The organism is Aeromonas sp. R6-2, assembly GCF_040908155.1.
Classification (GTDB): Bacteria; Pseudomonadota; Gammaproteobacteria; order Enterobacterales; family Aeromonadaceae; genus Aeromonas; species Aeromonas schubertii.
In genome coordinates this window covers 1-13,791 of record NZ_JBFODE010000052.1, presented here as the reverse complement: position 1 = coordinate 13,791, position 13,791 = coordinate 1, and the positions used below count along the sequence as shown (strand labels likewise).

General features: G+C 59.5%; 11 protein-coding genes and 1 pseudogene. 4 read left to right on the top strand and 8 right to left on the bottom strand.

The genetic code is table 11. The features are described 5' to 3' along the window. Positions 1 to 206: 206 nt before the first annotated feature. The 5 genes from AB5Y48_RS13440 to argS all read right to left on the bottom strand — a co-directional run bounded on the left by AB5Y48_RS13440 (position 207) and on the right by argS (position 5,017). Positions 207 to 326 (bottom strand): acetyltransferase, encoded by a 120-nt coding sequence (locus tag AB5Y48_RS13440; RefSeq protein WP_368164803.1) that lies wholly within the window; start codon positions 324 to 326, stop codon positions 207 to 209. 98 nt (positions 327 to 424) lie between these two features. Further along, the gene (gene hslU, locus AB5Y48_RS13435) at positions 425 to 1,753 is read right to left on the bottom strand and encodes an HslU--HslV peptidase ATPase subunit (RefSeq protein WP_050667410.1); all 1,329 of its coding nucleotides are present in this window, start codon (positions 1,751 to 1,753) and stop codon (positions 425 to 427) included. 55 nt (positions 1,754 to 1,808) lie between these two features. Continuing rightward, a complete protein-coding gene (gene hslV / locus AB5Y48_RS13430; RefSeq protein ID WP_050667409.1) occupies positions 1,809 to 2,342 on the bottom strand; it encodes an ATP-dependent protease subunit HslV in 534 nt (177 codons plus the stop codon). A 128-nt stretch (positions 2,343 to 2,470) separates the two neighbouring features. Beyond that, a complete protein-coding gene (locus AB5Y48_RS13425; protein ID WP_050667408.1) occupies positions 2,471 to 3,268 on the bottom strand; it encodes an SPOR domain-containing protein in 798 nt (265 codons plus the stop codon). Positions 3,269 to 3,271: 3 nt separating this feature from the next. Beyond that, on the bottom strand, positions 3,272 to 5,017 hold the full coding sequence (gene argS, locus AB5Y48_RS13420; protein WP_368164801.1) for an arginine--tRNA ligase: 1,746 nt from the start codon (positions 5,015 to 5,017) through the stop codon (positions 3,272 to 3,274). A gap of 278 nt (positions 5,018 to 5,295) precedes the next feature. On the opposite strand from argS, the gene AB5Y48_RS13415 reads away from it, so the two are divergent. Then, on the top strand, positions 5,296 to 5,859 hold the full coding sequence (locus AB5Y48_RS13415; protein WP_050667406.1) for an LON peptidase substrate-binding domain-containing protein: 564 nt from the start codon (positions 5,296 to 5,298) through the stop codon (positions 5,857 to 5,859). A gap of 63 nt (positions 5,860 to 5,922) precedes the next feature. On the opposite strand, the gene AB5Y48_RS13410 is transcribed toward AB5Y48_RS13415, so the two are convergent. After that, the gene (locus AB5Y48_RS13410) at positions 5,923 to 7,914 is read right to left on the bottom strand and encodes an exoribonuclease II (RefSeq protein WP_368164800.1); all 1,992 of its coding nucleotides are present in this window, start codon (positions 7,912 to 7,914) and stop codon (positions 5,923 to 5,925) included. Positions 7,915 to 8,000: 86 nt separating this feature from the next. Here AB5Y48_RS13410 and AB5Y48_RS13405 point away from each other — a divergent pair, with 86 nt between their 5' ends. Further along, a complete protein-coding gene (locus tag AB5Y48_RS13405; protein WP_136612665.1) occupies positions 8,001 to 9,098 on the top strand; it encodes an FUSC family protein in 1,098 nt (365 codons plus the stop codon). Positions 9,099 to 9,176: 78 nt separating this feature from the next. Beyond that, the gene (gene uvrD / locus AB5Y48_RS13400) at positions 9,177 to 11,348 is read left to right on the top strand and encodes a DNA helicase II (RefSeq protein WP_005362267.1); all 2,172 of its coding nucleotides are present in this window, start codon (positions 9,177 to 9,179) and stop codon (positions 11,346 to 11,348) included. Positions 11,349 to 11,579: 231 nt separating this feature from the next. On the opposite strand, the gene AB5Y48_RS13395 is transcribed toward uvrD, so the two are convergent. Beyond that, a complete protein-coding gene (locus AB5Y48_RS13395) occupies positions 11,580 to 12,089 on the bottom strand; it encodes a hypothetical protein (protein WP_158704888.1) in 510 nt (169 codons plus the stop codon). Beyond that, on the bottom strand, positions 12,086 to 13,294 hold the full coding sequence (locus AB5Y48_RS13390; protein ID WP_368164799.1) for an ATP/GTP-binding protein: 1,209 nt from the start codon (positions 13,292 to 13,294) through the stop codon (positions 12,086 to 12,088). The genes AB5Y48_RS13395 and AB5Y48_RS13390 overlap by 4 nt, the downstream gene beginning before the upstream one ends. A gap of 390 nt (positions 13,295 to 13,684) precedes the next feature. On the opposite strand from AB5Y48_RS13390, the pseudogene AB5Y48_RS13385 reads away from it, so the two are divergent. Then, a pseudogene (locus tag AB5Y48_RS13385) lies at positions 13,685 to 13,791 on the top strand (alpha-amylase family glycosyl hydrolase); the annotation flags it as partial.

The following is a 13,791-nucleotide window of genomic DNA, read 5'->3' as shown; positions in this document are numbered from 1 at the left end:
CATGCGAGAGTAGGACACTGCCAGGCACCCAATTTGAAGATAAAAAGACCATCTCGTTTGAGATGGTCTTTTTGCATTTGCAGTTTTGAAAGGCTGTCGAGACAACAAGAGGCTATCCCACCCGGGATGGCCTCTTTCTCTTTGGGGTTTGCTCACTCTCACCGAGCGACCGCGAGCTCGGCAGGCCCTGGTTCTCCATCCGCGCCTCACGGCGTGTTCACGGCGAGCGGCAGCACCATGCTCACCAGGTTATCCTCCATCGACACCTCTACCTTGAACCCGACCTTGCGTGCCAGGGTGACCATGCCCCGATTGCCGGGCCTCATGGCCGGTTAAGCCTCATGTCCACAGTGTTTCTTTGGGCGAAGGCAATAAAAAAGCACCTCCCGATGGGAGGTGCTTTGCTGTTGGTAAGGGACTGAACTTACAGGATAAAGCGGCTCAGATCCTCGTCTTCAATCAGCTTGCCGAGATGGGTGTTAACGTAGTCGGCGTCGATGGTGAAAGTCTGGCCCGATTTTTCAGAGGCATCAAAGGAGATCTCCTCCATCAGGCGCTCCATCACGGTATGCAGGCGGCGGGCGCCGATGTTCTCGGTGCGCTCGTTGACCTGCCAGGCGGCCTCGGCCAGGCGGCGGATGCCGTCCTGGGTGAAGGCGATGGTGACGCCCTCGGTGGCCATCAGGGCCTGGTACTGATCGGTCAGGGAGGCGTTCGGCTCGGTCAGGATACGCTCGAAGTCCTCGGTGGTCAGCGCCCCCAACTCGACCCGGATCGGCAGACGACCCTGCAGCTCGGGGATGAGATCAGACGGACGGGCCACCTGGAAGGCTCCGGAGGCGATAAACAGGATGTGGTCGGTCTTGACCATGCCGTGCTTGGTGTTGACGGTACAGCCTTCGATCAGCGGCAGCAGATCCCGTTGTACACCCTCACGGGAGACATCGGGGCCCGAGACTTCGCCGCGTTTGCAGATCTTGTCGATCTCGTCGATGAAGACGATGCCGTTGTTCTCCACCACTTCGATGGCTTTCTGCTTGAGCTCTTCCGGGTTGACCAGCTTGGCGGCCTCCTCCTCGGTCAGGGCCTTGATGGCCTCCTTGACCTTCATCTTGCGCTTCTTCTTCTGGCCCTGCCCCAGGTTCTGGAACAGTCCCTGCAGCTGGTTGGCCATCTCCTCCATACCCGGCGGGGTCATGATTTCCACGCCCATGGGGCTGGCGGAGAGCTCCAGCTCGATCTCCTTGTCATCGAGCTGCCCTTCACGCAGCTTCTTGCGGAAGATCTGGCGGGTGTTGGAGTTGTCGGCCTTCTCCTCTTCCCCCCAGGTGTTACGCGGGTTGGGCAACAAGGCATCGAGGATGCGCTCCTCGGCAGCCTCTTCGGCGCGGTACTTCATCTTTTCGACCTCGGTCTCGCGCACCAGCTTGATGGCGGCGTCGGTCAGATCGCGGATGATGCTGTCCACTTCCTTGCCCACATAGCCCACCTCGGTGAACTTGGTGGCCTCGACCTTGATGAAGGGGGCGTTGGCCAGCTTGGCCAGGCGGCGGGCGATCTCGGTCTTGCCCACGCCGGTCGGGCCAATCATCAGGATGTTTTTGGGGGTCACCTCATGGCGCATCTCTTCATTGAGTTGCATGCGGCGCCAGCGGTTACGCAGGGCCACGGCTACCGCGCGCTTGGCGTCGGCCTGGCCGATGATGTGACGGTCCAGCTCGTGAACGATTTCTCTCGGGGTCATCTCGGACATGATGGGATTCCTGTGTCGGGGGCGGCGTGGCCGCCCCGCAGAATGGGGGGAGCGCTTATTTCGGCTGGTAGTCCAGCACCTCTATGGTGTGGTGCTGGTTGGTGAAGACGCAGATGTCGCCGGCGATCTTGAGGGCCTTCTCGACGATGCTCTTGGCATCGAGATCCGTGTTCTCCAGCAGGGCAGTGGCGGCGGATTGGGCGAAGTTGCCCCCCGAACCGATGGCGATCAGATCCTGCTCCGGCTGCACCACGTCACCGTTGCCGGTGATGATGAAAGACTTGTTCTCGTCGGCCACGGCCAGCAGAGCCTCGAGGCGGCGCAGGGCGCGGTCGGTGCGCCACTCCTTGGCCAGGGCCACGGCGGCCCGCTCCAGGTTGCCCTGATGGGCTTGCAGTTTGGCCTCGAAGCGCTCGAGCAGGGTAAAGGCGTCGGCGGTACCGCCGGCAAACCCGGCCAGCACCTTGCCGTTGTAGAGGCGGTGGACCTTGCGGGCATTGCCCTTCATGACGGTGTTACCCAGGGAAACCTGGCCATCGCCACCGATGACGACCTGACCGTTACGGCGAACTGAAACTATGGTGGTCACTTGCTGTACCTCGCTTGGGGCCACGACCCCGGAGGCGGGGTCAACTGTGCATGAGAAGAGAGGTGGGGGCGCAGGAGGATTTTTTCAAGGCAAAAAAACGCCGGCGATGCCGGCGTCATGATACGGGATTACTGTTTGCGGGGAATGCAGCCGCTGATGCCGGAGGCCTGCAACCGCTTGTTGGCCGCATCGGCGGCCGCCTTGCCGTTGAAGGGGCCCACCACCACCTTGTAGACGGTGCCATTGGCGCCGTTCACGCTCTGCAGGCTGGAGGAGAGACCGGCGGTAAAGGCGATACGCGCCTTGAGCGACTCGGCGGCGTCCTGTGAACGCAGGGCGGCGCACTGCATCATGTAGCGTCCGCTGTCGGCACTGGCGGCGGCCGCCTTGGCCTTCTCGGCCTGCTCCCGCTCCAGCTCGGCGCGTAGCTCGCGCTCCATCCGTTCCCGCTCGGCCTTGCGGTCGATCACCTGCTCCTGGGCCGTGGCAACCGGGGCGCCGGTGGCGGGTTTGGGGGCGGTAACCGGGGTGCCCGGCTGCGGTACACGAGTCTCCACCGGCTTGGGAAGGCGTTCGGGCTGCAGTGTAACCGTCTCGGCAGGAGGGGGAGGCAGCACACCCGGCTGGGGAGGCGGCTCGACGATGTCGACCTGCTTGTTCTCCAGCCGCTCCATGTAGCTCCACTTCTCCTGGGGCAGTGCCGGCTTGTCGGACTTGGGCTTGTTGGCCCGTACCTGCTCCTCGATGGAGGGGGACGAATCCCCCTTGCCATTGATCACATACAGGAAGCCGCCGAAGCCGGCCAGCAATACCCCGAGCACCAGCACAGGGATGAGCGGGAAGCTGCGCTTGGGCGCCGCCCGCTTGCTGTTACGTCCACCGGCCCTTCTGCGCGAGCCGTTGCCGACATAATCCCGTGTCGCCATGGATTACATGCGCTCCAGGGTGTGAATGCCCAGTACGTCCAGACCCAGCTTGAGCACCTTGGCGGTGGCGGCACAGAGCAACAGGCGGCTCTGACGGGTTGCCTCGTCCACCCCGTCCTTGTTGATCGGGCAGGCTTCGTAGAAGGTCATGAAGTTGCCAGAGAGCTCGTACAGATAGGTACAGAGCAGGTGCGGCATCCCCTTGTCGGCCACGCCGTTGACCGCGTCGGAGAACTGGATCAGCTTCTGGGCCAGGGTCTCTTCGGCGTCTTCGGTCAGGGTGATGGAGCCGGTCAGGGTCGCCGGATCCACCTCGGCCTTGCGGAAGATGGACTGGATACGGGTATAGGCATACTGCAGATAGGGGGCGGTGTTGCCCTCAAACGACAGCATCAGATCCCAGTCGAACACATAGTCGGTGGTGCGGTTCTTGGAGAGATCCGCGTACTTCACCGCGCCCATGGCGATGGCGTTGATCACCTTGGCGCGCTCCTCACCCTGGATGTCGCTGCTGCGGCTCTCGAGCAGGGCGGTGGCGCGCTCCTCGGCTTCGTTGAGCAGATCGACCAGCTTGACGGTGCCGCCGGAACGGGTCTTGTAGGGACGGCCATCCTTGCCCAGCATCATGCCGAAGGCGTGGTGCTCGAGGGGCACGGACTCGGGCACATAGCCGGCGTTGCGAGTGATGGTCCAGGCCTGCATCAGGTGCTGGTGCTGACGGGAGTCGATGAAGTACATGACCCGGTCCGCCTTGAGGGTTTCATAGCGGTACTTGGCGCAGGCGATGTCGGTGGTGGTGTAGAGGAAGCCACCGTCACGCTTCTGGATGATGACCCCCATGGGCTCGCCATCCTTGTTCTTGTACTCGTCCAGATAGACCACCAGGGCACCGTCATCCTCGACCGCCAGGCCGCGCGCCTTCAGATCCTCGGCGATGGCGGGGAGCATGTCGTTGTACATGGACTCGCCCATGATGTCCTTGTTGGTCAGGGAGACGTTCAGGCGATCGTAGTTGCGCTGGTTCTGCTCCATGGTCATGTCGACCAGCTTCTTCCACATGGTACGGCAGTACTCATCGCCACTCTGCAGTTTCACCACATAGGCGCGGGCGCGCTCGGCGAAGGCTTCGTCTTCGTCGTAGTAGCGCTTGGCCTGGGTGTAGAAGGCTTCCAGATCGCGCAGCTCCATGTCGGAGGCGTGCTCGTTCTCCATCTTCTCCAGATAGGCGATCAGCATGCCGAACTGGGTGCCCCAGTCGCCGATGTGGTTGGCGCGCACCACGTCGTGGCCGAGAAACTCCAGGGCGCGCACCGCCACGTCACCGAGGACGGTGGAGCGAATGTGGTGCACCGCCATCTCTTTGGCGACGTTCGGGGCCGAGTAGTCGACCACCACGCGCTGGGGGGCCGGCAGCTTCACGTTGGCCTTGGGGCTGGCGTTGATGGCCTCGATCTGGCCGGCCAGCCAAGCCTTGTCGAAGAAGAAATTGATGAAGCCGGGGCCGGCAATCTCCACCTTGGCCACCTGGCTGGAGGCGGGCAGGTGCTCGATGATGGCCGCGGCCAGCTCACGGGGGTTCTTGCCGGCCGGCTTGGCCAGCAGCATCGCCAGGTTGGTGGCCAGGTCGCCGTGAGCCTTCTCCTTGCATCGATCGACTTGAATACGGGCCTCCAGGTCGGCCGGCAGCAGACCGGCGGATTTCAGGTTGGCAACCGTCTGTTCAAGTAGATGATGAATATGCTCTTTCATAACTGACCACCAATGGTTATGCGTCGAAACGTGACTTGAGTTTAAGGGCGTGAATTTTACCCGTAACGGGCCGAGAAAACCACCACACGGGCGGGGTGGAGGGGGCGCGAGCAGGCATCTTCACTGGTATGGGGCACCCATTTCCGCAGGATATTTCGGATAAGTGGTGCTTATCCATTTTTACTGCATATCCAAACGGTTTAACAGTCAGATTTCGCCTTTCTTTTATAATAGTGACAGTGGATCGCGCTGTATCGGTATCAAGGCCGGAGTCTCTGATGGAGCTACCTCTCTTTCCCCTCACCGCACACCTGCTGCCCGGCGGCATCATGCCCATGCGTATCTTCGAGCCTCGCTATCAGCGCCTGGTCGCCCAGGCTTCCACTCATGGCTTCGTCCTCTGCATGCTCGATCCCCAGGCGTCACAAGCGCTCCGCAACATGTTGCCCATCGGTACCCGGGTCGAGATCGTCGACTTCGACCTGCTGGACGACGGCCTGCTCGGTATTACGGTGCGCGGAGTGGAGCGGGTGCGGATCGGCGAGGTGCGCCAGGAGGCAGATGGCCTGCGTTGGGGTGAGGTGGCGGCACTTCCCCCCTGGCCACCGGTGGCAGTATCACCGGCCTTTACGCCTTTGGTGGAGAAGCTCAGGGAGGTGTTTGACGACTACCCCGAATACGGCGCCCTCTATCGAGAGCCCCACTGGGAGGATGGCTGCTGGGTGGCCCAGCGCTGGCTTGAGATGCTGCCACTCTCTCCCCATCAGAAGCAGTGGTTGCTGGGGGAAGAGAGCTGTGCCCCGGTTCAGGCCCTGCTGGAGCGACTGGTGCAGCGGGGGTGAGTCTGGTCATCTGCCTGCCGGCATAAAACAGAGAGCCCGGCGCAGGCCGGGCTCTCGGGGGCATTACTCGGCAGCCGGGGTGTCGGCGGCCGGCGCCTCGGGCAGCGGGCCCGGTACTATGGCCACGGCGGGCTTGGCGACCACGGAGCGGGTCTCTTCCACCACCTCGGCCAGCTTCACGGCGAGGGTCTGGCCCAGCTCCATGATCGGCTCCTTGTCGAGGAAGACACGGCCGCTGTCCCAGTTGCACTCCAGGCGATCCTTGTTGTCGAGGATCAGCTTGGCCGGCACGAAGGCGACGGCGCCGTTCTCGCGCAGGCGCACCTTGAGACCGGCACGCATCACGTCGATGATCTCGCCCTCGAACACAGTGTCGGTGGCGACCAGGGGGGCCAGGAAGCGGGCATAGAGCCAGTCGGCGATGTCGCGCTCCACCGTGCGGTGCAGGCGGCGGCAGTCGGTCAGGTGCTGGGTCAGCTCCTCGCTCGGGCGTGCGCCCGGTTGCTGGCCGGCGATGACGGCTTTGAGCAGGCGATGGTTGACCATGTCACCGTATTTACGGATCGGCGAGGTCCAGGTGGCGTAGGCATCCAGACCCAGGCCGTAGTGGGCTCCCGGCTCGGCCGACATCAGGGCATAGCTCTGGAAGCGGCGGATCTTGCCGTCCAGCCAGCGGGTGTCGAGGCCGTCGATCCAGCGGCGCAGGGCGCAGAAGCCCGACAGACTGGCGATCTCTTCCTTCTCGAACGGGGCCTCGGCGCTCTTGAGCAGCTCGATGGCGCCGTCGAGGGAGTCCTCGTCAAAGCCGCTGTGGACGTTGAAGATGCCGTAGCCGACGGTCTTGCCCAGCACGCGGCCGGCGCAGATGTTGGCGGCGATCATCGACTCTTCCACCATGCGGTTGGCGAGGCGGCGCGGCGACATATGGATGGCCAGCACGGCGCCGTTCTCACCCAGCTCGAAGTCGTAGTCGGGACGGTCCGGGAACACCAGGGCGTGCTCGGTGCGCCAGTTGATGCGCGCCTCTGTCATGGCTTTCATCAGCGGCAGCTGGGCCAGCACGGCGGCGTCCACGTCCAGCGGCTTGTCGTGCTCAAAGAGATCCGAGACGTCGTCATAGTTGAGACGGGCGCGCGAGCGGATGCGGGCGGCGAAGAACTCGGTCTGCTCGTCCAGCAGGCCATCCTTGTGGATGGTCAGACGGGCGCACAGGGTGTTGCGCTCTTCGCCCTCTTTCAGGGAGCAGAGCTCGTCGGAGAGGGTGCGCGGGATCATGGGCACGTTGCGCCCCGGCATGTAGACGGTGAAGGCGCGCTGGGCGGCCTCCTTGTCCAGCTCGCTTCCTTCGGCCACGAAGGCGGTCGGGTCGGCGATGGCGACCAGCAGCTCCCAGCCTTGCTCGGTCTCACGGATGGCGAGGGCGTCATCCATGTCCTTGGTCTTGGGGCCGTCGATGGTGAAGAAGGCGACGTCGGTGAGATCCTGGCGCGGCAGATCCGCTTCCAGATCTTGCCACTCGGGCAGGTCGGCCGGCTCGATCTGGGCCAGGTTGTGGCGCGCCAGCACCACCCACCAGGGCACGTTGTGGTCTTCCTTGTCGGCGATCTTGTGGGTGATCTCGGCGAAGAAGCCGTTGTCATTGAGGGCGTGACGCTTGAGGGTCGCCACCACCCAGTCCCCTTCCTTGAAATCCTTCTCGTCCAGCCCCTTCTTCGGCCGGGCCTTCATCGCCTCCTTCATGTTGGGGTGATCCGGCACCACGTTGAGGCGATCGCGGAACATCTTCACGCGGGCCACGAAGCGGGTCAGGGAGGCCTCCAGCAGTTCATCCGGCTCGGCCACCTCCTTCTCGTTCTCGGTGCGGATCAGGGCGACCACGCGGTCACCGTGCAGCACCTTCTTCATGTAGGGAGGGGGCACGAAGTAGCTGGTCTTCTCATCGACCTCGAGGAAACCGAAACCCCGGTCAGAGGCGCGGATCACGCCCTCTTTCTTGGGGATATTCTCGCGGATTTGTTGCTTGAGCTGGGCCAGCAGCGGATTGTCTTGGAACATAATGGGGAACCTGATGGATTAACGCCCAGCACTATACGGCCTTGGCCCCCTCATGCCAAGAAACGCACCGTGGACGGCGCCATCTTATGGCTTATAATTTCGCCCTTTCCTCCTGGCTCGAGTCCATCATGGTCCGCCACAGCCCCATCTCGCTGTTGCAGCAGCGCTTCTATCGCCACTACCGCCTCATCCACGGGGTGCGCCTGGCCTTTGCCTTCATGGTGACCCTGTCGCTGATACGGCTGATCAAGCTCCCCAACGATGCCTGGAGCCTGGTGACCATGGTGGTGATCCTGGGCCCGCTCCCCTACTGGGGCAACATAGTCACCCGCACCTGGCACAGGGTGCTCGGCACCTGTGTCGGGGCAGCCCTGGGCATGGTCGCCCTCTACCTGCTGGGGAGTCTGCCCTGGCTCGGAATGATCTGGTGTGCCGCCGTCATGGTGGCGTGTGGCTATGTGGCCCTCGGCAAGCGCCCCTATGTGGGGCTGCTGCTCGGCATCACCCTGGCGGTGATCGTGGGGCCTCACCCCTCCTCGATGGAGGCCGCCCTGTGGCGGGCCGGTGATGTGCTGGTGGGGGCCCTCATCGCCATCGTGCTGGCGGCCATCTGGCCCCACAAGGCCTACCTGCACTGGCGCATGAAGCTGGCCAGCCAGCTGCGGGCCACCGCCCTGCTCTATCGCAGCGCCCTCTCACCCAACCTGCTGGCTCCTCCGCCCCTTGAGGGGCAGCGCAGCCGACTGATGGGAGAGCTGGTGAAGCTGCGCCCCCTGATGGCCCCGGCAGCCCGGGAGAGCGGTGCCCCGCTCAAGGGGATGGAGCAGATCCAGCGCGGGCTGCGCAACCTGGTGGCTCAGCTCGAGCTGCTCGGTAGCGCCTTCTGGGCCAATCGGGAGAGCCACTTCGCCCTGCTCGGGGACGAGCTGCTGCGCCGGGCGCACCAGCGCATCGGCGATCTCATCGATCAGCTGGCCCAGCTGGCCATCGACGGGCAGCTCAGCCACGACCTGCTCGGTGAGCTGGCCCAGGTGGAGGCAGACCTGCGGGGCCTGCTGGCAAGCGGCGGCCGCACCCCCGAGGTGGCGGGTTACCTCTGGCTCAACCTGGCTCTTATCGATCAGTTGCGAACCCTGCAACGGGATCTGCTGGGGGTGCTCAATCACCCCGGCGGGGCAGAATAGGGGGAAAGGTGCGTGGCGTTGGTCATCGGGCCGCCACTTCCGTATAATCGCCGCCTGTATAAATAAACAGGAGTGGTGATGGACGTTTCAAGCCTGCTCGATGGCCTCAACGACAAGCAACGGGATGCGGTGGCGGCACCGCGCGGCAACCTGCTGGTACTGGCGGGGGCCGGCTCGGGCAAGACCCGGGTGCTGGTGCACCGTATCGCCTGGCTGATGCAGGTAGAGCGCTGCTCGCCCTTCTCCATCCTGGCGGTGACCTTCACCAACAAGGCGGCGGCCGAGATGCGCGGCCGGGTCGAGCGAGTGATCGGCACCGATCAGCGCGGCATGTGGATTGGCACCTTCCACGGCATCGCCCACCGCCTGCTGCGCGCCCACCACCTGGACGCCGGCCTGCCCCAGGACTTCCAGATCCTCGACTCGGACGATCAGTACCGCCTCATTCGCCGGGTCATCAAGGCGCTCAACCTCGACGAGAAGCACTGGGCCCCGCGCGAGGTGATGGGGTACATCAACCGCAAGAAAGACGAGGGGCTGCGCCCCGGCGACATCGATCTCTACGGCGACCCGGTCACCCGCACCTACCAGAAGATCTACCAGACCTACCAGGAGACCTGCGATCGCGCCGGCTTGGTGGACTTTGCCGAACTCTTGCTGCGTGCCCACGAACTGTGGCTCCATCGCCCCCACATCCTCGAGCACTACCGGGATCGCTTCCAGAACATACTGGTGGACGAATTCCAGGACACCAACGGCGTGCAGTACGCCTGGCTGCGCATGCTGGCCGGCGACACCGGCAAGGTGATGATCGTGGGCGACGACGACCAGTCTATCTACGGCTGGCGCGGCGCCAAAATCGAGAACATCCAGCGCTTCCTGACCGACTACCCGGGCGCCGAGACCATCCGTCTCGAGCAGAACTACCGCTCCACCGCCACCATCCTCAAGGCCGCCAACTGCGTCATCGCCAACAACGCCGAGCGCCTCGGCAAGGAGCTGTGGACCGAGGGGGCCGAGGGCGAGCCGATTTCCCTCTACGCCGCCTTCAACGAGGTGGATGAGGCCCGCTTCGTGGTGGGGCGCCTGAAAGAGTGGCGTGACAAGGGGGGCATGCTGGCCGATTGCGCCATCCTCTATCGCTCCAACGCCCAGTCCCGCATTCTGGAAGAGGCCCTGATGCAGGACGCCATGCCTTATCGCATCTACGGCGGCTTGCGCTTCTTCGAGCGCCAGGAGATCAAGGATGCGCTGGCCTACCTGCGCCTCATCAACAACCGCGGCGATGACGCCAGCTTCGAGCGGGTGGTCAACACCCCGACCCGTGGCATCGGCGATCGCACCCTCGACATCATCCGTGGCCACGCCCGGGATCGCGGCCTCAACCTGTGGCAGGCGTCGCGCGAGCTGCTCGCTGACAAGGTGCTCTCGGGCCGCGCCGGCAACGCGGTGCGCGGCTTCGTCGATCTCATCGACGGCCTCGAGGAGCAGGTGGGCCTGTTGCCCCTGCACCAGCAGGCGGACATCACCATCCAGAACTCGGGTCTCAAAGCCATGTACCTGGCCGAGAAGGGCGAGAAATCCCAGGCGCGGGTCGAGAACCTGGACGAACTGGTGACCGCCTGCCGCCAGTTCACCCGCCCCGAAGAGGCGGACGAGATGAGCGATCTCTCGGCCTTCCTGGCCAATGCGGCGCTCGAGGCCGGTGAGGGCCAGGCCGACGAGCACGCCGACGCGGTGCAGCTGATGACGCTGCACAGCGCCAAGGGGCTCGAGTTCCCCCTGGTCTTTATGGTGGGGGTGGAAGAGGGCATGTTCCCGAGCCAGCAGACCACCGAAGAGGCCGGGCGCCTCGAGGAGGAGCGGCGCCTCTGTTACGTGGGCATGACCCGCGCCATGGAGAAGCTCTACCTCTGCTATGCCGAGAGCCGCCGCATCTACGGCCGCGAGATGTTCCACAAGCCGAGCCGCTTCATCCGCGAGATGCCCGCCGAGTGCCTGGAGGAGATCCGCCTGCGCACCCAGGTCAGCCGCCCCACCCAATATGGCCGCTTCAGCCAGAATGAGGTGCAGCAGAGCTTCGCCCAGAGCGGCTTCAACCTGGGCCAGCGGGTGCTCCATCCCAAGTTTGGCGAAGGCACTGTGCTCAACTTCGAGGGGGTCGGCCCCCAGAGCCGGGTGCAGATCCACTTCGACGACGCCGGCGCCAAGTGGCTGGTGGCGGCGTATGCCAGATTGGAGGCGCTTTGATTTTTCTTACCTTTTGATGCAATCAACCCGGCTTAGGCCGGGTTGGTTTTATATAGGCTGTAGCGGTAGCATTAATGAAGTGATCGTCCAAATATACAAACCTACAGCTCTGTCACTTTACCTTGGCAACTTCTGGGGCCAACAATACCGTATGAAAGGAGCTATGTGCCGACTCGTTGACCGCTATGCGGCACTCAAAGCGGTAGATAACTCAGTTTGTCCTTTTGTTTGTCATGTTAAATAAAACTGATGTTTATCATCTAAAAAAACAACATAAAAAGTATTGTAGTCAAAGTTGCTTGCTATAGCTTTGTCTAAATTATCCGGTATAACAAAACCGACTAATCTCGTATCGCTGTCTATTCTGAATCTAGCCCACCAAACATCAATAGGTACATTTTGAGGATGTGAGAAAGCGGACCTTGCAGGGAAGTCCTTATATACCTCTAAGCAACTCTGACGCTTTCCTTTTCCTGCATTTTTTCCTTTACCTATTTTCTCATTTTCCCAATGCTTTAACGGTTCGCGTGTAAACTCTTTTAATTTCCCCATTAACTTCACTAATTTACTATTTCCTCCTGCGTTGTTCCAATCAACAAAATCCTGGCCGGGATGGTTATTGTTAAAATAAGAGAAATTGAACTTTGAACGGGTGAGTATGTCACAGTTGCTTAAACTATCCTTTGGGACTGTTAATAGAAATCGTTCTTTCCTTGGTGATTTTGAAAAGTTTTTGCTCATTTTTTATTGTCACTCCAAAACTCAGCAATTCTAGAAGCTAAGCCATCAATATTTTTTGGAGTTCCACCAATTTTACCTTTGCTGTATAAAGGAGAGATTGGCCGGTCATTTCTTAGTAAAGACACATCATCTAATCTGAAGCAATAACTCTCATTATTTTCTTTGTTTACAAGAATGGCTCGGTAACGACCGAGAGAGTCGATAATTTCTGTATTGTGTGCGGTAAAGATTAGTTGCGCATTGTTTTTATTAATATTAGGGTTTGTGAATAGCTCCAGTATTTCTGGGAGAATCATCGCATGAAGGTGAGTATCGAATTCATCTAAAACCAGTAAACTACCGTCTTTAATTGCTACCCAATATTTTTGAAGTGTAACGAATAATGCTTTTGTTCCCATAGATTCATGTGCGAGACCAATTTCAAAGTCAACATCTCCACCACTATGAAGAAACATTGGGTAGAAAATATCTACGCCTTTTTCAGAGTCTGTTGTCTTCTCAATTGTAATATCGGAAATTCCATCATCTACACTTTCAATAATTCCCTTTGTAAACTCGAACGCATCTTTATTATGATAATAAAACTCACTCACCTCAAAGTAATTATCGGTTTCAATATTGTGATACCCATCATATCCAACATTAAACAAGATTCTTGTAAAATTCCAGTTCATGACTTCTAAGTCATACATTTCATTGTTGAATGAAAAATCATTTGTTACGCTAATAATAGATTGGTCTGCTTTTAATTTTAAGCTTTTAAGCTCTGAAAATTCTTTAAGGCAATGAGTCACTCTATTATTTTCACGAGTTAAACAGACAACCTCCTTTTTATTTTTCCTACGTATTTCCTCTCTAACTATCCCTGAACGCTTTAGGTCCAACTCGTAATAATATGTAATTCCTTTCCTAATAAACTCAATATAAAACTCTGTGATATCATCATTATCCATAAAGCTTTCAAAAGGAAGATCTACTTCAGAATCTTTTTTAGATGTGGTCATTCTTCTTGAGCAAAAGCAATATAAGAATGTGATAGCTTTTAGAATGTTCGTTTTACCTGAACCATTGGCACCCTTAATCCCTAATACTTTTGATATATTTGTTGAATCGGCTTCATCGAAACTAGAATCTTTTTCAGAGAAATTAATTTCAACACCTTCTTTAAAGCTATAAAAATTTCTAAACCCAAGTCTTTTTATCATTTTATGATACCCAAATGTGAGGTAAATCTAAGTTGATATTGTACACACAATCTCACAAGAAGGCATTCAAAATCATCAATTTTGCCAAATTTGTCAAAAACGTCTACTTTTGAGGGCGAGATTCTGGGGAGATTCTGGAAGATTCTGGGACACCCACCATTTTGACAGAAGCGTAGTGGCCTGCTTGGCTTGAAGCATCACTGCCGAGGGACTCGCCATGACCATCGCCCGTTCACGTCAAATCAGTCTGCAAGATACGCCTTACGAACAGATTCTGGGACGAACAGATTCTGGGAAGATTCTGGGAGGCGAAGATTCTGGGACACCCACCATTTTGACAGAGGCGTAATGGCCTGCTTGGCTTGAAGCCTCACTGCCGAGGAACTCGCCATGACCATCGCTCGTTCACGTCAAATCAGCCTGCAGGATACGCCCTACTACCACGTGGTGAGCCGCTGTGTGCGGCGGGCCTTTCTGTGTGGGGAAGATGCCCACTC